This window comes from Alteribacter salitolerans, assembly GCF_016901055.1.
GTDB lineage: Bacteria > Bacillota > Bacilli > Bacillales > Salisediminibacteriaceae > Alteribacter > Alteribacter keqinensis.
The window spans coordinates 48,447-72,055 of the sequence record NZ_JAFEUX010000010.1; the positions used below are offsets into that span (position 1 = coordinate 48,447).

A 23,609-nucleotide genomic window follows, 5' to 3' on the forward strand; every position below is an offset into this window, starting at 1 on the left:
TAACGTGAAAAAACAATGTTGAAAATTCGTTAGCATCACAGCCGCTATGGACGGTTTACTTGGCACTGCAACTGTGAGAAAGATATAATAGAGCAAAAATCAGGAGGACGTTACCATTATGAATATTTTACTCTTTGGAGCTACCGGAAGAGTTGGAAATCACCTTATTAAACTGGCTGCTGAGAGCAGTCACCTTTATACCCTTTTCGTACGCTCACCTGCAAAACTTGCGTCCCCACTTCCTCCTAACATGAGGCTGTTTCAAGGTAATGCCGTTGAAAAAAGGGACGTACATAAAGCACTTCAGGGACAGGACGGGGTTATTTCCTGTCTTTCAACAGATAAAAATAACGTTTTGTCTGCCTTCACCCCTATTCTTTGTGAGGGAATGGCCGAACAAGGAATAAAGAGGGTCATTACGGTGGGTACAGCAGGGATCCTTCAATCCAGGTCTGAACCAGGTACATTCCGATTTCTATCAAAGGAATCGAAGAGAAAGACAACCATTGCTGCACAGGATCACCTGAGTGTATACAATACTTTCCGTAAAACAAACCTCGATTGGACTATCATCTGTCCTACTTACCTCCCAGAGGGAGAGATAACCGGCCTGGCCCGGTATGAGAAAGACATGCTGCCAATCGATGGCAGCCGGGTCACCACCGGGGATACAGCTGCTTTTACGTATCATGAATTTTTTAACCAGGCATTTGTCAGAACCCGGGTTGGTTTGGCGGAATAAATAAAAGATCGGACTGCTGCGCATCCATGTAGGGAGGATTGTCCTCACGTGAACATATAAACCATTTTTCATTATTTATCTACCATTCTCCCTTGTTCTCCTGCAATCGCAAAAAAGACCCGCTTTCGCGGGTCTCCCTCTATCCGGCTGTTTTCTCAATCCCCTGCTGAAGCTGATACATGTGGTGGTAAATACCACCCATTGTCATAAGTTCATCGTGGCTGCCTTGTTCTGAAATTTCTCCTTTGTTCAGAACAAGGATCTGATCAGCTTTACGAATTGTTGACAACCTGTGTGCGATTACAAATGTTGTCCGTCCTTCTTTTACCACATCAAGGGCTTGCTGAATCACAGCCTCTGTTTCCGTGTCGATGTTTGCAGTTGCTTCATCAAGAATGAGTATCGGCGGGTTAAAAACAAGCGCCCGTGCAAATGAAATGAGCTGGCGCTGCCCGGAAGAAAGTGTACTCCCTTTTTCTTTCACTTCTTCATCAATCCCGTTCGGTAGATCATCGATCATCTCTTTTGCGCCTACCTTATGAAGGGCATCCAGTATCGCTCCACGGGAAATACCCGGGTCGTTCAGCCCCACATTAGAGGCAATAGTACCGGTAAATAAAAACGGATCCTGAAGTACAATGGCCATGTGCTCGCGGAGTGCCTGCTTTGAGATGGTGTGTATATCGGTTCCATCAACCGTCACGCTTCCTTTTTGATGATCATAAAACCTGAAGAGGACATTCATAATAGAGCTCTTTCCTGAGCCGGTGTGGCCGACAAACGCCACTGTTTCGCCCTGTCTTGCCGAAAATGATATATCCTTTAATACGTACTCATCTTCTTCGTAGGCAAAAAACACATGGTTAAATTTGATGTCTCCTTTAAAACGGGGAACACTCCCTTTGGACAGCGCTGTACCTTCTTCGTCCATAAGCTCAAACACCCGCTCTCCGGCAACTCTGGCTTCTTCAAGCTGAGCCAGCTGATTGACGAGATTGTTAACCGGTTCAAACAGGCGGTTCAAGTAATCGACAAAAGCATAGAGTACACCAAGAGAAAAGACGGCCCCAACACCTACCGAAGCGCCTCCGAAGTACCAGATAAGGCCCACAAAGGCTATGTTTCGAAATAAGTTTACAAGATTGAACGAAGTAAGGGCATTTAAGGATAGGAGTTTATTGTTGTAGCTGAAGTGTTCGTGATTTAATTTTTCAAACTCATCACTTACTTCTTTTTCCCTTCCAAATGCCTGGATCACGGGCATCCCCTGAATATTTTCATTTATTTTCCCGTTAATATCACTTACCCGCTCCCGGATCACATGGTTATACTTCGAGGCCACCTTCCTGTACAGCATAGCCCATATAACAAGGATTGGGAGCAGGACAAGGGCAACCGTTGCAAGTCGGGGCTCAAGGAGGAACAGAGCAATGTAAATCCCCGTCAGATAAATAATACTTGTAAAGAATGTCGCAAGTACCCTGACATAAAGCTCCCTGATCGCTTCTGTATCATTTGTCACACGGGAAACGATCTTCCCTGCAGGGTGCCGGTCGAAATACTTGATAGGGAGCTGCTGTACTTTATTAAATACATCTGTTCTCATTTTCTGAATGATCTGGTTCGCTGACCGCTGCAGAAGAAAACTCTGGTGATAGTGAAGAAATGCTGCTATTAAAACAAGGAGGAAATAGCCTCCCATGAGCATAAGGAGGTACTTGACTTCCGGACGGAAAAACGAATAAACCTCTTCTGCTGTTAACCTGTCAACGGTATACTGAGCGGATTCGTCTCCCCTGGTAACGGTAAGTACGTTTCCTTCAAGGTTCCTCTCTCCTTCAAAAGCAAGAGGTTCATCAGCTGCCACATAGGTTAACCCAACCTGGAGAACCTGGAGGACGGATCGCGGGTCGGTCCCGCCTCCGTGCCGGTCGCTTCTTATATACTCACGGTTATCGTAGCTCACTTCCCCGCCTTCATTTACTTCGTACCACGGTCGCTCAATCCCCATAATGTGATTGTCAATCATATGCTTTGCTATAAACGGACCAGTAAGCTCTGCTGCTGCAGCTATCGTAAGCAGAAACAGTGCGAATAAGATCGGCCTTTTAAATGCGAGGGCATAGCGTATTAGTCGTTTTGTTGGTGTCATTGGCTATGCACCTCCCTTCCTTCTTCAATGTTTTCTTTGATCTGCTGGGCAGTATACTGCTCTTTATACCAGCCGCCTGAAGCCATAAGCTCCTCGTGAGTCCCCCGCTCGGTAATTCTTGCGGAATCCATAACCAGAATCTGGTCTGCATGACTCACAGCTGACATCCGATGAGCTGTAATAAAAGTGGTTTTTCCTTTTCGTTCATTTCTTATGTTCGTAATAATCGCGGCTTCAGTTTTGGCATCTACAGCCGATAAGGCGTCATCAAGGATCAGAATTTCCGGATTTTTTAACAGGGCTCTGGCAATAGAGACCCTCTGCTTCTGCCCTCCCGACAAGGAAACACCTTTTTCCCCCACCATGGTTTCAATCCCTTTTGGAAACGTCTCGATATCTTTCGTGATAGAGGCCAGATCCAGCACCCGGTAAAAATCATAATCCGAGGCGTCCGGCCTTCCAAAACGGACGTTTTTTCTGATGGTCTTAGAGAATAGAAAGTGGTCCTGGGGTACATAGCCGATCCAGCTTTTAGTCTGATCAAGTGCAATACGCTCAACTTCCACACCAGATATTGTAAAGCTCCCTGTTCCTGACGGGTACTCACGGAGAAGCTGCTTTAATAACGTCGTTTTTCCAGAGCCTGTTTTCCCTACAACTCCTATCGTCTCGCCCCGTTCAACCTGCAATGAAATACGGTCAAGGACGGCTGACTTGGAGCTGGGATAGGAAAACGTTACGTTATCCATGGCAATTGTTTCAGGAGCGTCTACCGAAATGGTGTGAGGCAGATCCTTAACGTCTGCTTCATACGAAAACGTCTCGTTCAACCGGTCAAGAGAGGCATTTCCCCGCTGCATAATGTTCATTAACTCTCCAAAAGCAAACATCGGCCAGATAAGCATACCTAAATAAATATTGAAAGAAACAAGCTGCCCGAGGGTGATTTCATTATTGAAAACGAGGAACGCGCCGTAACCAAGCCCGATCATGTAACTCAGTCCGACAAGAATTTTAATCGTAGGCTCAAAGAGAGCGTCAATTCGTGCTACAGCTATGTTCTTTTTCAAAACATCATCTGTAGAGGTCTTAAACCGTGCCTCATCATCGTTCTCTTTTACAAATGCCCTCACTACTCTTACTCCAGCAATGGACTCAAGAACCTGATCATTCAGCTCCCCAAAAGAGTTCTGTGCCTTCGTAAAACGTTCGTGGATGACTTTTCCGTACCGTTTCATAAGCCAGGCCATAATCGGAAGTGGGAGAAATGCTGCTATTGTCAATTTCCAGCTGACGAGAAACCCCATCATAAACAGGATAATGACGAGAAACACGGTGGCATCAACCAGTGTCAGAACACCAAACCCTGCTGTCATGGAGATAGCTTTAAGGTCGTTTGTGGCTCTTGCCATTAAGTCACCTGATTTATTTTTTTCATAGAATGTCGGTGTCATTTTCATCAGGTGTCCCATGAGGCGGGACCTTAACAGCCGTTCAATAACGAAAGCGCCCCCGAACAGCTGTCTCATCCACGTATAAGTGAACCCGTAGATCACAATCATCAACCCGGCCATAATACCGATAAAAAGCATCAATCGATCTCTGGTCATCACTCCCTGATGAATATCATCAATGACGATACCAATCAGGCGCGGCGGGATGACTTCAAGAAAACTTACAAATATCAATATGGACAGAGCAAGAGTATACCTTTTCCACTCTGCTTTAAAAAACCATAATAACTTCTTTAATACTGAAAACATTACGCGTCACATCCTATTCTGTTGTCTGAGCATTCAACTGTATCGCTAACCTCCACCTGTCTCCTGCTCTTTTGTGTGAAGCCTTCTGAGCTTTACCATCTTAATCATTGAAATCCCTCCATTAAAATTAGTATCTATATGAACGGCAGCAGCCGTTTTATTTGAAATAAGTGTGCTCATAATCTTTGTAAAACACTGGCATAAACCTGCCGGAGGTTCATCGGTGGCCAGGGGAAGTCAACACCATAATTTAAACAGAGCCAAAAAAGCACACAAGCCTCTCGCTCGTGTGCTCCTATCCGTACTTTTAAAGCCGGAAAAAATAAAAAAGCGCAGTCACAAGTCAAACGTTGCAACTGCGCGGTTATATGTAAAAAGAAAGGTCTCTTTTTAACGCAGGGCGGCCTCATATAAACTAAAGGTGGAGTTACAACAAGAATTATTCAATTTTACCTGGATGTTCATTTTAGTGAATGTCATCTTGTACTCCTCCTTTCATGTTATGTGGTCTTTATCCGGTAATAATCGTAGCACTATTTTGAACTTTTCGTCAACCATTTTTTTCAAATGATCTGCAAAGCGTGAAATAGGTGTTCATGTTTGAAGTTGTCGTTATATCCCCTTGCTCTGCCGGATTGCAACATCCAGAATTTCAGAACCAAAAAGCAACATACATGCGCTTGAAACTTTTTTGTGAAAAGAAGCGTTTTATATTTGCAGGTGAGAGGGGGGCAAAAGAGAGATGGAAAATCACGAAGAAAAAAGATGGATTCATCAATCTCTGAATGGAGACGATGAAGCTTTCTACGAATTAATTGTTCATTATCAGCCTGTGGTAGAAAAATTTGCCCGCCAGATTGGTGTGAGTGAAAGTGACCTTCCCGATATAACCCAGGAAGTGTTTATTAAAGTGTATCGCTTTCTCGATACTTATTCCCGCGGGAAGTTTTCTACATGGCTGTACAGTATCACCTTGAATGTATGCAGAGATGTCTTTCGCAAAAATAAACGTGATCGTATGAAGCTTATAAAGTATGAAAAGGAAATAACATCTTTTTATCCGCAGGGAATGAGTGATTATGCTGCGGCCCTGAACGAATGTCTTTCCCGGTTAGAAGAGAAATACCGGGTACCCCTTGTCCTCTATTACTTTCATGACCGGCCGTTATCAGAGATTTCGCTGATCATGGAGATGAAAGAAAACTCTGTTAAAACCAGGCTGAAGCGAGGAAAAGAGAAATTGAAAGCAGCTATGAAAAAAGGAGGTTTTACAGATGAGTGACCGTTTTGAAAAAGGAATGAAGGAGCTCAGTAAAGGTTATGAAAATCAGCCTCTTTCCAAGCCTCCTGAAACGATTTATGAAAATGTGAAAAAAGCTCCCATGAATAAACCAAAGAAATACAGAATGGCTTTTCTGAATGTGGCAGCCACCCTTTTGCTCGTGATCGGGGGAGGCATCCTCGGTGGTTCTTACCTCATGAGCGAAAACAATGTGAGCCAGGAGCCCCCTGCTGTACCTGCTGATGACCTTGAAAATGAGGAACCAGATGATCGTGTTCATGTGGAGGAGAATCAAGAATATGCATCCAGGGATGATACCTTTATTCATGAGTATGAATTGGAGGGTATGCCTGAAACGTTCGAATATCTCCTTTATATAAATGAACAGATAGGCTTTTCAACATATATTGAGGAACAGTTTGAAGTGAGTTCAAATGAAAGTGACCGTGTAACTTTTTACAGCATGTACGGAGCTGTTGAAAGAGAGGATGCTTTCATTCAGATCATTCATCATCCTGAAGAAGATCCCGAAGTCATTGAGTCGGTATTCAGAAATAAATTGGCATCTGAAGGATATACAGAAAACCATGAAGCAGACATTACTCTGTCTCAAGGGGAGATGAAGTCATACTGGGTAAAAGGAGACAGTGCTCCTTCTGAAGTTCAGTATCAGATTTTATTAGACCATAAAGAGGGTTGGTTTGAGATCCGAGTAAAAAAACCTGCCTCCTTATCCGAAGGCAGATTCACTCAGTCTGCGAAGCTGTTTGTTGATGAGCTTATGTTCAGATAACCTGTCAGAAAAGCTATGTTGATTTCCGCTCATTGCACTTTCCGCGGGCGGCTTGATTCTCAGCGCTTTGCGCTTCCGGGGTCTCCCCGGAACCCGCTCCTCCCGCAGGAGTAGCGCGCATTCGCTCCAATCTTATAAAACGATAATGACCTCATTAAAGAATCAAAATTGATTTATGTTGGCATTCGAGCCCTGATTTAGTGACAATATTACCGCGCTTTGACTTTTTCAGTGGTTTCGCACAGCACAAGGAGGTACCTGCCATCCTGCGGAAAGCGACGTATATTTCAGGACCGATTTATTTGCACCGTATTTTACTCGTTTTGATTCTTGTTGACTAAAACACTTTTGTCCCATTCACTGACAGCACTATTACCTATCCTTATACTCAAGATATCCCAGCTTTACCGCTTCGTTCATGAGTTCATGGTGGGATGATGCGTTAAGTTTTTTGCGAAGGTTATGACGGTGGTTTTCAACGGTTTTGTGACTGACTCCAAGTGATTCAGCAGTCTCGGCAACAGAGAAGCCTTTTATCAAATGTGAAAACACCTCTTCTTCTCTCTGGGTCAGGTAAATCGACGGAGTAACCCTTCGACTTCCCTTCTTGGAAGAAGAAAAAAAAGAATAATGTGTTCTCCCTTCCTTCATGGACTCAAGGGCAGCCATTAAATCTACAAGAGGTTCATCGTGCCGGATCACTCCCAGAATACTGTACCGATCAAGAAAGGAAGGATCTACATACCCGTGTTTTCCCAGGAGAATTACTACATTAATTTCAGAGTCTTTTTTATGAGCTTTTTCAATAACCTCCCCCGCTGTTCCATACTTTAAGGTTTCGGGATTCACGAACAGCCAGTCAAAAGGATACTTTTCCAATAAAGCAAACACTTCAGCTTTTTCATTTGCTTCCAAAATGTATTCCACGGGAAATAAGTCTTTTAAGAGTTGCGTCAATCCAAAGCGGATTAAGTCATGTTCCTCTGATATAATGAAGCGCACGTTTTCTCCCCTCCCCTTTTATGAAACAATTTGTTCATAAAGTATTATAGCCCCAAACCAATAGATAGTTGATTTGTATAGCTTGTGTAGGCAATTAAATGGTTAATTTCCACGATATCCTGTTCTGAGAATCCTTCTTTTCTCAGGTTTTCAATCTCTTTTTTTCTAAGCTCGTTCCGGTTAACTGTCAGCTTCTTGGCATAAATGAGAACGGCTTTAACCTTTGTATCAAATTTTTCGAGGTTATCTGCTACAAGATTGTCGGCAGTATCTTCGTCAGTCAGCTTTACTAAAAATTCTTTATGGCTTTTTGTACAGTAATCACAACAGTTTCTTGCTGAAACATAGGTGATAATTATCTCTCTTAACTCTTCTCCTACTCCGATTTGTTTGACTGCCTGCTGTAATGGGGTAAAGTTGGTTAAAAGATCCGGGGTGTGAGCCATCAGCCTGTGAAAAACGGACACCGGCGGTTCGAGTTGATCATATACCTTCATCTTCTTTATTTCTGTCTGTTTTACGGGTTTAATCCATGGCATACTGTTTCGCTCCATCCATATTCTTTTTTGTCTTAAACGCAGTTGCTCATCATTTAAACAAATCCAGGTATCTATATTATTGATTACCCGGTTTCACAACATGCAATGGAAAACATTCAGCCATCAACCAATATCAAAACGCTTCATTTTGCATTGTTCATTTATCGTCACAAGCTGTTCAAAGTTTGCTCACAAATTCACGTTAAATTAGGTGTTATCACTTATATGTTTATTATTTCACATTTAATATGATAGGTACAGTGATAGATGTGTCTGCCCTGACCGCTATTTTTATGCCTATTAGAATGAAAGGGGATCTTGTATGTTTGGATTTGAATACGATCCGGTCATATACAGCCGAATTCTTACTGCACTGACACTTGGCTTCCATATTATCTTTGCCACAATCGGTGTTGGTGTCCCACTTATGATTGCCATTGCAGAGTGGATGGGGATCAAGCGTAATGACCCTCACTATACATTACTTGCCAGACGCTGGGCACGGGGCTTTGTTGTTACCGTTGCCGTAGGGGTCGTAACCGGTACAGCGATTGGACTTCAGTTAAGTCTCCTGTGGCCGAATTTCATGCAGGCAGCCGGACATACAATCGGTCTGCCGTTGTTCCTGGAAATATTCGCTTTCTTTTTCGAAGCGATTTTCCTCGGTATCTATTTGTACACATGGGACCGCTTTAAGAGTAAGATGAAGCACTTCCTCCTTGTTATCCCTATTGTTATCGGAGCTTCTGCTTCGGCATTTTTCATTACAACAGTAAACGGATTTATGAATATCCCTCAAGGTTTTGAACTTGTGGATGGTGTACTTACAAATGTTAACCCGCTGGTTGCCATGTTCAACCCTGCAACACCGACTAAAGTTGCTCACGTGATCATCACTTGTTACCTGACATCAGCGTTCATCCTGGGTACGATTGCAGCAATCCATCTGATTAAAGGAAACAATCATGTGTATCACAAAAAAGCATTGCACCTAACGATGGTTTCAGGTGCTGTGTTCGCTATTGCAACGGCTGTGATTGGTGACTTATCCGGTAAATACCTTCACGAATATCAGCCTGAAAAACTTGCCGCAGCCGAGTGGCATTTTGAAACAGAAACGGAAGCGCCTCTGATACTGGGAGGGATTCTTACGGAAGACAATGAAGTGAAATATGCATTGGAAATTCCATATGCTCTCAGTATTTTAGCGGGAGGTACACCTGGTTCTGAAGTTGTGGGCCTTAACGATTTCCCGGAAGACGAACTTCCCCCGCTATGGGTTCACTACGCTTTTGACCTGATGGTCGGTATCGGAATGTACCTGGCTGCTGTTTCCGTTCTGTTTGTTGTCATTAGCTGGAGGAAGAAATGGAACCCGCTTAACAAACCGTTGCTTTGGGCTGTTGCAGCAGGCGGGCCGCTATCCATGATAGCTATTGAATCCGGATGGGTTTTCGCAGAAGTCGGACGCCAGCCATGGATTATTAACGGCATCATGAGAACAGAAGAAGGTGCAACTACTTCCGCACACGTGGATATTATGTTCGTCCTTTTCGTTACACTCTATATCATTCTTGGTGTTACATGTGCAGTTGTTCTTCGCAGAATGTTCAAGAAAAACCCTGTTGAACACGAGCTTGAAAAACGCGGCATGGAACAGCCAAAACGTGTCAGCAATGAATAAAGGAGGTACCGACCTTGAGTTATGAAGTCGTTGGTATAACGGTACTTTGGATTTTCCTTTACGGCTATTTAATTGTGGCGTCGATTGATTTCGGCGCCGGTTTCTTCAGCTACTACAGCCGTATTACAAATAAAAAACATGTGGTTCATAATATTATTCAGCGTTACCTTTCTCCTGTATGGGAAGTAACAAATGTCTTTCTGGTCTTCTTCTTCGTGGGAATTGTCGGCTTCTTTCCGGACACGGCTTATTACTACGGGACAGCACTTCTAATTCCGGGAAGCATTGCCATCATTCTCCTTGCACTCCGGGGTTCTTATTATGCCTTTGCTACGTACGGTGCGAAAGACAGTCACCTTTATTCGTTTTTGTACGGAGCAACCGGGCTTTTAATTCCCGCTTCATTAACAACAGTCCTTACCATCTCTGAAGGCGGGTACTTGTCTGTGGAGAACGGAAACGTTCAGCTGCTTTACGGGGAGCTCTTTACGAGTGCCTACTCCTGGGGTGTTGTGTTTCTTGCAATTGTAAGTGTCCTGTTTATTTCTGCAGCATTTTTGACCTATTACGCAAGCAGGGCAAAGGATAAGCCTGCACTTGAAGTTGTCCGTAAGTACGCCCTGTCATGGTCTCTGCCGACGATTATTACCGGGATTGTGGTGTTCTTTCTGCTTGGAAAAAGAAATCCGGAGCACTTTTCAAACATGATGGATCTCTGGTGGATGTTCGGTATTTCTTTTGTGACATTTGTGGGTGCCACAGTGTTGATCTGGAAGCGCCGTAATTACGGTACGGCATTTGTACTTGTGATGATTCAGTTCTTTACAGCTTTTTTTGCATACGGAGCGGCACATTTGCCGTATCTTCTGTATCCGTACCTGACCATTTATGATGGATTTACAAATGAAGCGATGGCTATCGCCCTGATTGTTGCGTTTATCGGCGGTTTGTTGCTTCTGATTCCTTCCCTTATTCTGCTTATGCGTCTGTTCCTGTTTGACGCAGAATACGTAGAAGGGAAAAAATAAAGGAGGAATAACAATGGATTTGACATTCTTTCTTATCATGATTGCTCCTCCCCTTGTTCTCGTTGGCGCGGTTGCCTTCATGTTTATCTGGGGAGCAAAAGCAAAGCCCCCTCACTATTTGGAGGACAAAGACTGACGGGGTCTGTCCCCATAGCCATCAAGTTAAGGGATTTACAAATTTTAAAGCAGAAGAAGTCAGGATGTAGCCGGAATGCCCTTCGCTTTCCGCGGGGGCGCCGGTGAGCCTCCGGGCGGTTTATGCCTGCTTCTTCCTCTACCAGAAACGCTACGTAGAGATGTGCGTCGAAGCAACTCGCAGCTTATTCGAGGTGTAACCGCTCGTTGCTCCCGCAGGAGTCTCGAACATTCCGGCTGCATCCTCTTTTACATTCTTATTTGAGTGCTTGCAGGAAGGGAGAGAGTGTGATGTAGCCTTTGCACAAAATACCGTTGAAAGTATTAAGTACAACGAACTTGCAATTCGAGATTTAGGCTATCATTCTTTAGATGTTTTTAGATAACCACAGCTGTCTTCACGGGTGAAGTAAACGTTTTCTTTCATAAAAAAAGACTGTATGAAGATAACCTTCAACTCAGCCTCTGTTATTCTCTAGACTAACCGGGTCCGGACAAAGCTTTCGCTCGTCGTAATATACAGCCCGCTTTTTAACCGGTACATGTCGGTACTGCTTCCTGGAACACTAACTCGTTCTATCACCGTAAAAGCTTCTCCTCGGCGGACCGTTCCCGCTACAGCACTGGCGTCCCAGGAAGGCCGGCTTCTGACATTGAGTGTATCTGCATCTACAATAACGAGAAGCCCTGACGGCCGTGCATTCTGGATTGCCTGATACGTCTGCGGTCCCGCTATTCCATCAACTGTTATTCCTGCACTGCGCTGAATGGCACGGACAGCATTTTCAGTGGCGTTGCCAAAAATACCATCGCCACCAAACGAGCCAAGATCGTACCCAAGATTAAGCAGTTTTTCCTGCAAACTGCGAACCAGCGCTCCACGGTCACCATTTCTTAACACCTGTCCGGTCCATTCACCCGTTCCCGTTGAACCTCCACTGCTTCTTCTGCGGACATTCGAAAACAAGGCAGCAATCGCTTCAGCATGGGCTGCTGCTGCTTCTTGAATGAAGGCTGAAGAACGAAGGAAGTTAGCATCCTGCGCATTCGTAACGAAGCCTCCTTCTGTTAAAATGGCAGCCATGTTTGTGTAGCGGAGTACATAAAAGCCTGCCGATTTTGTACCACGATCAAGTGTGCGTCCCCGCCACGCCTGATTGTACATGACACGGTGCATTTCCTGGTGAATCTGACGGGTCCGGTTCGGTGCATTCGTAAAACGGAAAGTCTCAAAACCGCGTGCTGCTGCAACTGCGGCGTTATAATGAATCGAAACAAATAAATCGGCATTCCAGCTGTTTGCAGCCTGAGCCCGGGCTGCAAGACTTACAAAAACATCGGTTGTGCGACTCAGACGCACTTCAACATTTTGAAACTGGGATTGAAGAATATCTCTCAGCCTTAAAGCTGTACTCAGACATAAGTCTTTTTCCCGTAAAGCGTTCCCTACTGCCCCAGGGTCACTTCCGCCATGACCTGGATCTATGAAAATCCTGACTGGTCTTCCTAAATTAATCGGCAATACCATTACACCTCGCCTCCTTCAACATAGATGTCATCATCAGAGATAACACCAGCTTCACGAAATTCTGAGCACGCAGCATCATCACATTCAGGTTCTCCATGTTCACCCCTTTTAAAGGTTTCAATATTCAGTCTCTCTATCGTTCTTCCACAGTAAACACATTCAGTATGTTCCCTCAAATGTCATTCTCCTTTTGGACTAATAGAGCAGACAGTATTTCATAAATGATAAATGAGCACACAGGATTATTAATAAATAGGTTGTCTACTCCTTACTACAGTAAATGCTGCGTGTGAAATTACGCATAACCAAAGACCTATAATAAAGGAAAAATGTACGAATGCCGATGATTGAATGGTCTGTCCGCCTCGATTAAACTAAAAATAACCGGAGGTGATACAATGTGGCATTTAAAACAATTTGAAGAACTTACCACTCCAGAACTTTATCGCATTTTAAAAGAGAGAGTCGATATCTTTGTCGTTGAACAGAAGTGCCCATATCCTGAAATTGATAATAAAGACTTAACAGCCTGCCACCTTTTCAAACAAGAAAACGGCCGGATAATTGCCTATGCCAGAATACTCCCTCCAGAAGACAGGAATGCTCCATATACAATCGGCCGTGTCATTGTAAACAAGGAATTCCGAAGAGAAGGATACGGGAATGACCTCATGGAGCGTGCCATTCGCTTTATCCTCCAAAAGAATCCTGAGACCGAAATAACCCTTTCCGCCCAGACTTATATTAAACACTTCTACCAGTCGCATGGGTTTAAAGAAGTTTCAGATGAATACTTGGAAGACGGTATCCCTCACGTTACAATGATCTTAAAAATTGATACCCTCTAAAAAAACAAGCCACCAGAACTGTTCTGGTGGTTTGTTGAGACTTACTTATAAAGAGAATGAATATGGTTGATCAGCTGAGGCAGCCAACTTGTAAGGGGTTTAAAAGTATACCCCGAAGCTTCAGCCAGTGACACATCCTGATACGTTGATGCGGGAAAATTAAAGGGGGACTGGTTCTGAGGTGACTCCGGCGCTGCAATCTTCGCTTCCCGGCCGGTTTCCTGTTCAATCATGGCGATTAACTCCCCCAGCGATACCTGATCCGGTGATGAGGCATTAACAGGTCCGTGCAACTCACTCTTCCCTGTCCAGAACAGAAAGTCAGCAAGGTCTCCCGCTTCTACAAAAGAAAGCTTGGTGTGCACGTTTGAAATAAGGACCGGCACTTCCTTCAGCACTTTTTCCAAATGAAAATGCAACCGCTCCGTGTAATCATCCTCTCCTAAAACGATCGGAGGGCGAACGGCTGTTACAGGGAAGCTTGCCTCCTGGAAAAACACGGATTCCGCCAGCCGTTTTCCTTCTCCGTAGCTGAAATCCTCTCTCCCACCCATGGTAATTTCGTATGTATATGGATCGAAGTCCTTTTCAATTTTTAATTCTTTTTCATCAAAGCCATACACGGACAAAGTCGATGTCAGAACATAGTGCCTGGTTTTTTCCTTAAACACATCACACGCAATTTTTGCATCATCCGGTGAAAAGCAAATCTGATCATAAATCAGGTCCCATTTCGTTCCATTAAAGACAATCTCCATCGACTCTCGTTCACTGCGGTCCACTTTGACTCTGGTTACCTGATCGCCAAATGAATCCTCCTGCTGTCCGCGGGTTGCTATGGTAACGTCATCGCCATTTGCCGCAAGTTTCTCCACAAGCCTTTTCCCAAAAAATCGTGTGCCGCCTAAAACAAGTATTTTTCTCGACATCGCCATTTCCTCCTTTTTCTTCCCCTAATGCTGTTTCTATACTCACACGGCCTTTTCCTTCTAATGCCCGTAATCTTAGCCTTTGAGGACAATTCCCAACACTCCTTGTAAAAATGTTCAAGGAAAAGTTTGACAACCGCTGGCAATCCCGATAAACTACAAGTGTACTAACAAATGTAATACACACATCACACAGAATGAAACAATCAAGGTGGTGAATTAATGTATTTTAATATTGATCCTAAAAAGAACGTCCCTTTATACGAACAAATCATCCATCAGGTTAAAGAGATGTGTGCGAAGGGCCTTTTGAAGCCGGAAGAAAAGCTTCCCTCTGTAAGAGAACTGAGCTCTCAGATTGTGATCAACCCGAATACCGTAAGTAAAGCTTACAAAGAGCTGGAAAGACAAGGGGTGATTATGACCATTCGCGGCAGGGGAACGTTCATTTCAGAGGATTTTCATTTCACCCACGACCCGCGGAAGTCAGAAGCAATCAAACAGGCATTAAAACAAGCCGTTATCGACAGCCACTACGTTGGCATAGAAAAAGAACAAGTTGAATCGTGGATTGAAGAGTTTTATCAGGAAATTGGGGGAGAAAACCGTGAGAGTTGAAAATCTTTCTAAACGAATTCATCAGAATGAGATACTTAAAGACATTACATTCAATATTGAACCCGGCAGTATTGTCGGCATTGTAGGGCGTAATGGAGCAGGTAAGACCACCCTTTTACGGACGATGACAGGCATTCTCGATCCAACCCGGGGTGATGTGAAAATCGGCGACAAGAGTATTTTTAAAAACCCCGAAACAAAGCAGGACGTTATTTTTGTTCCTGATTCGTCCGAAGCTTTGAAGAACTATTCCACGAAGGAGCTCGTAAGGTTATATAAAGCTGTCTATCCCCGGTTTGACAATGACTATTTTAACGAATTGATGGAACGCTTTTCCCTTCCTGAAACGAAAAAGATCGGCAATTATTCAAAAGGAATGAAAGCTCTCTTCTCCCTTGTGGTCGCTTTTTCAACACGGGCCCGTTATATCATTTTGGATGAACCAACAGATGGTCTTGACGTCATCGTAAAACGGAAAGTACTTAAAATCCTTGTGGAAGAAGTTGCCCTCAGCGACGTGTCAGTTATTATCTCGTCTCACAGGCTTGATGAACTGGAATTCATGGCAAATGACATCATTATGATTAAAGATGGAAAAGTAGACAGTCACTACGAGCTGGATGAAATGAAAAGCATGTACAAAAAAGTTCAGGTTGTTTTCTCCGATTACATGCCTGAAAAGATTAAAAGAAAAGTGAGTATCCTAAATCAAACCGGCCGAGTATATACCATTATCATTGAAAAGAACGGATCCGATGCTGAAGCGGTGATTTTAGATGAGAAACCTCTTCTCTATGAAGAACTGTCTATGAGCCTGGAGGATGTGTTTGTAGTTAAGTTAGGGGGCGAAGAATTTGTTTCATAAGGCACTTTGGTTACAAAATTATAAACAATCAAAAATGCTTGTCTGGATTTTCGCAATAATTTTTGCCGTCCACCTTCCATTCCAGACGATGATTACACTCGAAAACTGGCGTGAATATTCTTACATGTACAGTAATTCAGCTTATGAAGTTTACAGGCTTTTTATAGGCGGTACACTGCCTGTATTCATTCTTTTTGCCTCCGCGATCTTCGCAGGGCTTTTAATAGGGATTGAACGAAACACAAGACGTAATGATTTTACTTTCTCCCTGCCATTTAAAAGAAGGGACATATTTTTTGCCAAATGGATTTATGGTGTATTAATCATAGCCACTCTTCATGCAGTTACCTTTTTCACAGCCTATGCCATTGTCGCAACATCTGAGTTTGCCTCCCGGCTGGGTTCATTTACCCTGACGGAGCTGTTTCTCACACCCCTGCTTGGATATATCCTGTTCTTCTCCTTTGCCATGTTTATCGGTACGATTGCAGGAGAGATGATTACTCAGGTGGTTCTGACTTTTATATTTGCCATCTTTCCCTACGGTGCATTCGTTCTTTTAGGTTACCTTGCAGACCTTCACTTCGGGTTTAACTGGAACCCGCCTTTATGGCTTGCATATGTGTCCCCATTATTGTTTGCCTTTGTGAATCCTGCTGAGGAATTGGCAAACCCGGTCCTGCTCGGGATCATCTGGATTGCCGCCACCCTGATCGGGGGCTTCCTCCTTTATGAACGCAACAAAGTTGAGCATAACGGCGAATTCCTCATCTTTAAACAGCTCCACCCTGTCTTTCTGGTTGGAATTGTTGCGTGCTTCGCCTTGCTGGGAGGCATGATTGTCTCTGCCATTGTTCCCTGGGGCATGACTGACTTTCAGATTACTGCTTACTGGTTAGGTTTCGCGGTGTTTACCATTTTCAGCTTCCTCATCGCCAGAAGGCTTTTAAAAATGAATGTGATGGTCAAAAATAAATAGTCTTACTTTACAGGGTGAAAACGAAGGTGTAAAACGCTTTCGTTTTCACCCATTTTTCATGGCAGAAGCTTTGTTGCAGCGGGGAAAAAACACTTCCGGCATTTTTTGTCGAAAATCGATATTAAAACGCTTGCAAAACGTGTATATACAAGATAAAATAGAAAATGTTCACGAGATACTTGTATATACAAAATTTCAGCCAAAAGCTTGATTCAAATGTTTAACATGGCAAGTTCAGAGGTATAAAGGAGCGAGCCTTTCTTTTGCTCATAATCGCTCAGTCATAGGGAAATCTATGAGACAGGCTCTGTTAAGCCCGGTTATGAAAACGATTACCTTCCCTTTTACTTCCACTTACTTATAACGAAATCGTAATTTTAAGGAGGATGCAAAATGGCTCAATATGAAAAGCAAGTGAAAGAAATACTCGAAGCCATTGGCGGCAAAGAGAATATTGAAAAAGCCACACATTGTGTGACGAGGCTTAGAATGTCGCTGAAAGATGAATCAAAAGTGGATTCAGAGAAACTGGAGAGCATTGATATTGTCAAAGGTTCTTTTTCCACGAACGGGCAGTTTCAGGTCATTATCGGCCAGGGAACGGTAGATAAGGTTTACAAGGAAATGGTAGCCATGACCGGGATTGGCGAAGCAACAAAAGACGATGTTAAAGAGGCTTCAGCTTCCAAGCAAAACTGGCTCCAGCGAGGCGTTAAGATGCTTGCTGACATCTTTATTCCAATCCTGCCGGCAATCGTAACAGCTGGTCTTCTTCTCGGGATTAACAACATCCTTACAGGAGAAGGGATTTTCTTTGCTGAATCCGTTGTAGAGCGTTACCCTCAATGGGCCGGAATCGCTGAAATAATTAATATTATTGCCAGTGCTGCCTTCGTGTTCCTGCCCGCCCTGATCGGCTGGTCGGCAGTTAAACGATTTGGCGGAAGTGAGCTTCTTGGTATTGTACTTGGTTTATTCCTTGTTCACCCTGACTTACTTAACGCCTGGGAATATGCAGATGCAAGTGCTGAAGGAGACGTTCCAACCTGGAACTTATTCGGCCTCCAGGTAGAAGCTATCGGCTATCAGGGACAAGTCCTTCCTGTACTTGTATCCGCCTGGGTTCTGGCTAAGATTGATATTTACTTAAGAAAGCGTGTTCCGGACAGCATTCAAATGCTGGTTGTTGCACCTGTGGCTTTGCTTATTACCGGTTTTCTTGCATTCATTGTTATCGGTCCTGTTACATTTACAATTGCCAATGCTATTACCGGCGGATTTATATGGCTTTTCTCAAGTCTGCCTGCCATTGGAGGTCTGTTATACGGAGCAGTTTATGCTCCACTTGTTATTACCGGAATGCACCATGCGTTCCTGGCCGTAGACCTTCAGCTCGTAGGTACCGGAAATGGAACATTCTTGTGGCCGATCTTGGCTCTTTCCAACATTGCCCAAGGTTCTGCTGCACTGGCTATTATGTTCGCCACACGTAATGAAAACATGAAAGGTCTTTCCCTTACATCATCTGTTTCTGCCTACCTTGGGGTTACGGAGCCTGCGTTGTTCGGGGTTAACCTCCGTTACAAGTTTCCGTTCATCTGCGCGATTATTGGTGCGGCAACAGCGGGTATGTTTATCACCCTTAACGGTGTACTGGCCAACTCCATCGGTATCGGCGGTATCCCAGGAATACTTTCCATCATTCCTGATTTCTGGATGTCATTCTTTATCGGTATGATCATTGCAATCGTTGTTCCTTTTGCACTCACATTCCTGTACGCAAAATTCGTTACAAAAGAAGAAGTATAGAACAGAAAGAAAGCACCCAACCTTTAACAGGCTGGGTGCTTTTTTTTCTATTGGGTATAAATAATTTTTATTGTATCGGCTGCCCTGAAAATAAAGTTGGGAAGGTACTATTATCCTTCATTAACGCTCCACTGTGCTGAACGTAATACGCTCCATTGACGCGGACTCGCGTCGAGCCTAATCGTTGAGTAGACCGGTCTTGAGGGACAGACAAGACCCCCGGCAGTATACAAGAGGCTTTCAGGCATAACCGAAGAAACGTAAAATCCCTGACAAAAGTCATAAATCTGTGACATATCTGAGCACGTTTAAGGGAATAGGTAGTTTTAGCATGATGCGCGGGGCAGTCAGGAGGTCAGCCGATGAAGAATAATTCACTATACCGCATTTTCGTTATTGTTACGATGTTCATTAAATTTCTTGCACAGCTTTATTTCTTCAACAAACGCCACACACACTGGGACGCTGCTACCCGTGAAAAGTGGGAGGAGCTTCTAAAGAAACAAGCAGCGGAGTACCGGGATAAAGCGATTAAGCTGGAAGGCCTTATGATTAAAGCCGGACAGTTTTTAAGCTCCAGGGCCGATTTGTTTCCTGAAGTTTTCCTCAAAGAACTTGAAGACCTGATCGACCGTGTTCCTCCTGTTCCGGCGAGGATTTCAAGACAGATCCTGGAAAAAGAATGGGGACGTGATATAGGTGACTGGCTTGTGGAAATTAGTGATCAACCCGTTGCTTCCGCTTCGATCGGAGAAGTTTATAAAGGGCGGTTACATAACGGTGAAGAAGTAGCCATCAAGATCCAGCGCCATAATATTGAAAAGATTTTCAGAACAGACTTTAAAGCCCTTCGGATTGTATTATGGATCGCAAAGCGATTTACTAAATTCGGTAAGCAGGCAGATCTGAAATCCCTTCACAAAGAGCTGGTGAGGGTGATGAGTGATGAACTTAATTTCTCTAAGGAACTGAAAAACGGTGTTTATTTCAAGAAGCGGTTCCATGACAGCAACGAGCTGTATATCCCCCATTACTTTGAGGATTTCTCCACCCGCCGTGTTCTCGTAATGGAATGGATAGACGCTGAAAAAATGAACAATACGTCTTTTCTAATAAAACATAACATTAATCAAAAACAACTGGCTGAGAAGGTTTTTAAGTTCTTTATGGATCAGCTCCTTGAAGATGGGATGTTTCATGCCGACCCTCATCCGGGAAACATTTTAGTAAAGAGCGATGGAACTTTGGTAGTACTTGACTTCGGAATGGTCGGGGTTATAAAAAAACAGGATGCTCTTATGTTAAGAAAAGTGGTCCAGGGACTTGTCCTTGAAGATTATGCCCTTGTAGTGAAGCAGTTGGGGGAGCTTGGCTTTCTCCTCCCCCATGCAAACAAGCACAAGCTTCAGGCGATCCTGCGACAATCTGTTGAAACGTATCTGGAAAACGGTGTCGGAACTGTGGACCAGGAGCTGATTGGAGAGATTTTTGAAGACATTCAGGAACTCGTCCAGGAGCAGCCGATCCAGCTTCCTACGGAATTTGCCTTTCTCGGGCGGGCAGCATCCATCGCTTTAGGCTTACTGACAATTGTTGATCCTGAAATTGATTTTATAAAACTCGGGAAACCTGTAGTACAGGATTGGATTAACGATACCGAGGAAGAAGAAGGAAGCCTCCAGTTCCAGGTTCTTAAAGATTCGGCGAAACCTTTACTGGCTGTGCCCCGTAACTTAAATGAATGGCTGCAGGGCCCAAAATATGCAAGACGGGCCGAAACCAGGAGGGAATGGCGTGGATACGATCACCACCGCTACCTTCTGTTTATCGGTATTTCGAGCCTTACCTTTCTGATCAGCCTTATCTTTTTGTTTCTCAGCATCATTATGGATGTTCAAAATCTGTTTGGTGTAACTGCTGCACTTTCCGCGACAGGACTTGGTTCGACGATCATGTTTTTGTATCTTCATAAACGCTGGGTTTCAGGATTCAGAGAGAATAATGATTGAAATTTTATAAGGAGTGATAATCGTGAGTGATCTATTGAAAAAAGGATTTTTAATCGGACTTGGTGCCGCTATTACGAGTAAGGAAAAAGCTGAGAAATACTTTCAGGAGCTGATTGTCAAAGGGAAAGTAACTCCCGATGAAGCAAATGAAATGATGAAGGAATTCGAGAAGAAAGGAACTCAGACTGAAGAAACTTGGAACCGTCGTTCAAAGGAGAAGGCTCAAAAATTCTTCAGTGATCTGGATATTGCATCAAAGGCTGAAGTTACGGCTCTCGAACAGCGAATCGCTGAGCTTGATGCAAGAGTGGCTTCACTTGAAAACAGCGGTGAAAACGAGCCCGGCGTGGAGAATGACCCTGTCCCTTACGAAGACCCGGACAGAAACGAATAACTATAATCAAATGTAAAGAGACTGTTCACTTCGGGTGTTCCCCTTAGCGGACGGTCTCTTTTTTTGTATACTTTACAATATATTACAGATATGAGCTGGTATAAGAATACTCACCTGACTCAACCTATACGTAATACAGTTAAAGGGAGAGTTTTGATGAATATTTCTGAATTAACCTCCGGAGACACGGTATATGTGATTTACCGGAATCCGCACACACAGAATGTCGCTCAGATACAGGAGGCTTCGATAATTGAAGATCCTCATAATCCGGGGAGAATGAGTTTATATCTTTTTGAAGAACATTTTCCATTAAGAGATGAATATGCCATGTACACAAGTTATCAGGAAGCAGAAGAAATGTATAATCAGTATTTTGATATTCCTCAGGATGAGGATCTATATTAGCTGTTAGCTGTGATGCAGCTGAAGTAAAGAGATATTGTAAACTTAACTTTTTTAGGAAGGTGTGAAAACCTGTGATTAAACCGTTCATGCCTCAGCTCGTATATATTGAACCGGGAGCATTAGAATACCCCCTGGGTGCTGAGTTAAAAAAGAAATTCGAGGATTTGGGTGTAGAGATTCGCAAAACCACTTCCCATAACCAGGTACGCAACATACCGGGCGAAAACCATCTTCAAAAGTACCGGAATGCAAAGTCTACTCTTGTGGTCGGAGTCAGAAAAACACTGAAGTTTGACACCTCAAAGCCATCTGCAGAATATGCCATTCCCCTTGCTACCGGCTGTATGGGCCATTGCCAGTACTGCTACCTGCAGACAACCATGGGAGATAAACCTTATATCCGGACATACGTCAATCTTGAAGATATCTTTAATCAGGCCGAGCAGTACATGAGTGAACGGGCTCCCCAGGACACAAGGTTTGAAGCGGCATGCACGTCTGACATAGTAGGAATCGATCACCTTACCCATTCACTGAAAAAAGCCATTGAATACTTTGGTAATTCTGAGAACGGTAAACTCCGGTTTGTGACTAAATACCACCACGTTGATCATTTACTGGATGCCGATCACAAAGGGAAAACAAGATTCCGTTTCAGTATCAATGCCGATTATGTAATCAAGAATTTTGAGCAGGGCACTTCACCTCTTGATTACCGTATCCAGGCTGCAGGTAAAGTAGCAAATGCAGGGTATCCGCTCGGTTTTATCGTAGCTCCTCTTTATATTCACGAAGGGTGGAAGCAGGGTTACGAAGAGATGTTTAAGAAACTGGATGCAGAGCTTTCGGGCAGGGCTCGTGATGATCTTACCTTTGAGCTGATTCAGCACCGGTTCACCAAACCTGCAAAACGTGTGATTCAGAAAAACTATCCAATGACCAAGCTGGAACTTGACGAGGAAAAGCGAAAATACAAATGGGGAAAATACGGAATCGGAAAATACATTTATCAAAAAGATGAGCAGGAAGACTTAAAAGAAACACTCAACAGCTACATTGACAAATACTTTCCAAGTGCCAAACTGGAATATTTCACATGAAACACATTCAAGCTAAAACCCTTTAATAAACCGCCATTTCCCATATGTCTTTCGATTCACCCGTTCTATCTTTTTCATTTACCAGACTGGCGAGCTTCTTCTCTACTTCAAGGTAAGGCTCCACCATTTCTTTTAACAGCTCATTATGGTGACTTGGAGATCGTTTTGTCTCCCAGGAGGCAAGAATGTGTTTTTGCTTAGGGGTAAGAGGACTTCTGCTTCCTTCGATTTTTGCCCAGTCCATCGTTCCATTCATCAGATGTCCCATTTCCACAAGCCAGCCTGCTGCAATTGACCACCTGATCGAATCGATACACTGGCTGGCGTAGTACCACTCCCCTCTGTGAGTCCGCCGGTAAGCTTCATGTACATAAGCGAGAGTCTTTCCCCGCCACTTATGAAAGTCGTCTTTGGTAAACAGAATCGTTAATGCAGCCGATTCCCTTTGTATGCTGCCTATTTCTCCACAAGGGTCGTGTATGATTTTTATTCCTTTCAGCCACGGAGAAGGATGCAGATCCTTAAGTTTATAAATGAAAAGGTCTACTTTAAAAAACCACTTATAATGAGCAATGGTATAAGGCACGTTACTGCCCGGATCCTCAAAAAACAATACAGTCCCCCACCCTCTTGTCCGCTCATTTTTATTATGGATAAAAGACTGGAACGAATGGTCTTTGACAACTACCCTGACATCCAGGTCTGAATAAAGGTCCATATTATTTGCTGCTGCTGAACCGCCATAATACAGTCCAATCACGTTCTCGTCACAGATCAGATCTTCCTCCATACGGCTTTTCACTTTCTCCCGTTGAACCGGTATCCTTTGATCACGTTCGCTGTTCACATGAAACGCCTCCAGTTTACATTTGTTGTCTTCTTCGAGATCAATCAATTAAAACCCTCTGAAAACTCACCTTCTTCGTTACGATTATCATTCCGGGATTATAAAGAGCCTTGAGTGCTGTTTTTAATCCATCAATACAAAAAAGCCCCGGAAGC

General features: G+C 43.7%; 23 protein-coding genes. 15 read left to right on the forward strand and 8 right to left on the reverse strand.

Features of this window, described 5'->3' with window-relative positions; genetic code table 11:
- The first annotated feature begins 118 nt into the window (after window positions 1-118).
- Window positions 119-742, forward strand: a complete 624-nt coding sequence (locus tag JSY36_RS16790; RefSeq protein WP_205167226.1) for an NAD(P)-dependent oxidoreductase — start codon at window positions 119-121, stop codon at window positions 740-742.
- Between the two features lie 139 nt (window positions 743-881).
- Here JSY36_RS16790 and JSY36_RS16795 read toward each other — a convergent pair whose 3' ends face one another.
- Together JSY36_RS16795 and JSY36_RS16800 are read right to left on the reverse strand one after the other, a co-directional pair.
- Window positions 882-2,894: an ABC transporter ATP-binding protein gene (locus JSY36_RS16795; RefSeq protein WP_205167227.1), complete on the reverse strand. Its 2,013-nt coding sequence runs from the start codon at window positions 2,892-2,894 to the stop codon at window positions 882-884.
- Window positions 2,891-4,657 (reverse strand): ABC transporter ATP-binding protein, encoded by a 1,767-nt coding sequence (locus tag JSY36_RS16800; RefSeq protein ID WP_205167228.1) that lies wholly within the window; start codon window positions 4,655-4,657, stop codon window positions 2,891-2,893. The genes JSY36_RS16795 and JSY36_RS16800 overlap by 4 nt, the downstream gene beginning before the upstream one ends.
- 742 nt (window positions 4,658-5,399) lie before the next feature.
- Between JSY36_RS16800 and JSY36_RS16805 the strand changes: the two genes are divergently transcribed.
- Together JSY36_RS16805 and JSY36_RS16810 are read left to right on the forward strand one after the other, a co-directional pair.
- Window positions 5,400-5,939, forward strand: coding sequence for an RNA polymerase sigma factor (locus JSY36_RS16805; RefSeq protein ID WP_205167229.1), 540 nt, complete (start codon window positions 5,400-5,402; stop codon window positions 5,937-5,939).
- Entirely contained in the window at window positions 5,932-6,732 is an 801-nt protein-coding gene (locus JSY36_RS16810) for a hypothetical protein (RefSeq protein ID WP_205167230.1), read from the forward strand. Before JSY36_RS16805 ends, JSY36_RS16810 begins: the two co-directional genes overlap by 8 nt.
- Window positions 6,733-7,104: 372 nt before the next feature.
- On the opposite strand, the gene JSY36_RS20860 is transcribed toward JSY36_RS16810, so the two are convergent.
- The gene (locus JSY36_RS20860) at window positions 7,105-7,734 is read right to left on the reverse strand and encodes a LuxR C-terminal-related transcriptional regulator (protein ID WP_205167231.1); all 630 of its coding nucleotides are present in this window, start codon (window positions 7,732-7,734) and stop codon (window positions 7,105-7,107) included.
- 44 nt (window positions 7,735-7,778) lie between these two features.
- The gene (locus JSY36_RS16820) at window positions 7,779-8,273 is read right to left on the reverse strand and encodes a carboxymuconolactone decarboxylase family protein (protein ID WP_205167232.1); all 495 of its coding nucleotides are present in this window, start codon (window positions 8,271-8,273) and stop codon (window positions 7,779-7,781) included.
- A gap of 322 nt (window positions 8,274-8,595) precedes the next feature.
- Between JSY36_RS16820 and JSY36_RS16825 the strand changes: the two genes are divergently transcribed.
- From JSY36_RS16825 to cydS, 3 genes are read left to right on the forward strand one after another with little or no spacing between them, the layout of a single operon-like run.
- Complete coding sequence (locus tag JSY36_RS16825; RefSeq protein ID WP_205167233.1) at window positions 8,596-9,957, forward strand: cytochrome ubiquinol oxidase subunit I; 1,362 nt, start codon at window positions 8,596-8,598, stop codon at window positions 9,955-9,957.
- A 14-nt stretch (window positions 9,958-9,971) separates the two neighbouring features.
- Window positions 9,972-10,985 carry a cytochrome d ubiquinol oxidase subunit II gene (locus JSY36_RS16830; RefSeq protein ID WP_205167234.1) on the forward strand — a complete coding sequence of 338 codons (1,014 nt, stop codon included), beginning with the start codon at window positions 9,972-9,974 and terminating at the stop codon, window positions 10,983-10,985.
- 13 nt (window positions 10,986-10,998) lie between these two features.
- Entirely contained in the window at window positions 10,999-11,121 is a 123-nt protein-coding gene (gene cydS, locus JSY36_RS20725) for a cytochrome bd oxidase small subunit CydS family protein (RefSeq protein ID WP_272873317.1), read from the forward strand.
- A 474-nt stretch (window positions 11,122-11,595) separates the two neighbouring features.
- Here cydS and JSY36_RS16835 read toward each other — a convergent pair whose 3' ends face one another.
- Together JSY36_RS16835 and JSY36_RS16840 are read right to left on the reverse strand one after the other, a co-directional pair.
- A complete protein-coding gene (locus JSY36_RS16835; protein WP_205167235.1) occupies window positions 11,596-12,648 on the reverse strand; it encodes an N-acetylmuramoyl-L-alanine amidase in 1,053 nt (350 codons plus the stop codon).
- Window positions 12,648-12,824 (reverse strand): hypothetical protein, encoded by a 177-nt coding sequence (locus tag JSY36_RS16840; protein ID WP_205167236.1) that lies wholly within the window; start codon window positions 12,822-12,824, stop codon window positions 12,648-12,650. The genes JSY36_RS16835 and JSY36_RS16840 overlap by 1 nt, the downstream gene beginning before the upstream one ends.
- A gap of 222 nt (window positions 12,825-13,046) precedes the next feature.
- Between JSY36_RS16840 and JSY36_RS16845 the strand changes: the two genes are divergently transcribed.
- Window positions 13,047-13,496: a GNAT family N-acetyltransferase gene (locus JSY36_RS16845; protein WP_122896178.1), complete on the forward strand. Its 450-nt coding sequence runs from the start codon at window positions 13,047-13,049 to the stop codon at window positions 13,494-13,496.
- 41 nt (window positions 13,497-13,537) lie between these two features.
- Here JSY36_RS16845 and JSY36_RS16850 read toward each other — a convergent pair whose 3' ends face one another.
- Window positions 13,538-14,425, reverse strand: a complete 888-nt coding sequence (locus JSY36_RS16850; protein ID WP_205167237.1) for an NAD-dependent epimerase/dehydratase family protein — start codon at window positions 14,423-14,425, stop codon at window positions 13,538-13,540.
- Between the two features lie 222 nt (window positions 14,426-14,647).
- Here JSY36_RS16850 and JSY36_RS16855 point away from each other — a divergent pair, with 222 nt between their 5' ends.
- The 8 genes from JSY36_RS16855 (at window position 14,648) to splB (ending at window position 22,607) form a co-directional block, all read left to right on the forward strand.
- Window positions 14,648-15,043: a GntR family transcriptional regulator gene (locus tag JSY36_RS16855; RefSeq protein WP_122896176.1), complete on the forward strand. Its 396-nt coding sequence runs from the start codon at window positions 14,648-14,650 to the stop codon at window positions 15,041-15,043.
- Window positions 15,033-15,908, forward strand: a complete 876-nt coding sequence (locus JSY36_RS16860; RefSeq protein ID WP_205167238.1) for an ATP-binding cassette domain-containing protein — start codon at window positions 15,033-15,035, stop codon at window positions 15,906-15,908. Before JSY36_RS16855 ends, JSY36_RS16860 begins: the two co-directional genes overlap by 11 nt.
- On the forward strand, window positions 15,898-16,887 hold the full coding sequence (locus JSY36_RS16865; protein ID WP_205167239.1) for an ABC-2 transporter permease: 990 nt from the start codon (window positions 15,898-15,900) through the stop codon (window positions 16,885-16,887). The genes JSY36_RS16860 and JSY36_RS16865 overlap by 11 nt, the downstream gene beginning before the upstream one ends.
- A 393-nt stretch (window positions 16,888-17,280) precedes the next feature.
- Complete coding sequence (gene treP, locus JSY36_RS16870) at window positions 17,281-18,696, forward strand: PTS system trehalose-specific EIIBC component (protein ID WP_122896173.1); 1,416 nt, start codon at window positions 17,281-17,283, stop codon at window positions 18,694-18,696.
- 362 nt (window positions 18,697-19,058) lie between these two features.
- Complete coding sequence (locus JSY36_RS16875) at window positions 19,059-20,705, forward strand: ABC1 kinase family protein (RefSeq protein WP_205167240.1); 1,647 nt, start codon at window positions 19,059-19,061, stop codon at window positions 20,703-20,705.
- A gap of 22 nt (window positions 20,706-20,727) precedes the next feature.
- Window positions 20,728-21,099 (forward strand): phasin family protein, encoded by a 372-nt coding sequence (locus JSY36_RS16880; RefSeq protein WP_122896171.1) that lies wholly within the window; start codon window positions 20,728-20,730, stop codon window positions 21,097-21,099.
- Between the two features lie 156 nt (window positions 21,100-21,255).
- The gene (locus tag JSY36_RS16885; RefSeq protein WP_205167241.1) at window positions 21,256-21,507 is read left to right on the forward strand and encodes a transcriptional regulator SplA domain-containing protein; all 252 of its coding nucleotides are present in this window, start codon (window positions 21,256-21,258) and stop codon (window positions 21,505-21,507) included.
- A gap of 71 nt (window positions 21,508-21,578) precedes the next feature.
- Complete coding sequence (gene splB, locus JSY36_RS16890) at window positions 21,579-22,607, forward strand: spore photoproduct lyase (RefSeq protein ID WP_205167242.1); 1,029 nt, start codon at window positions 21,579-21,581, stop codon at window positions 22,605-22,607.
- Between the two features lie 22 nt (window positions 22,608-22,629).
- On the opposite strand, the gene JSY36_RS16895 is transcribed toward splB, so the two are convergent.
- Window positions 22,630-23,502, reverse strand: coding sequence for a hypothetical protein (locus JSY36_RS16895; RefSeq protein ID WP_205167243.1), 873 nt, complete (start codon window positions 23,500-23,502; stop codon window positions 22,630-22,632).
- Window positions 23,503-23,609: the final 107 nt, after the last annotated feature.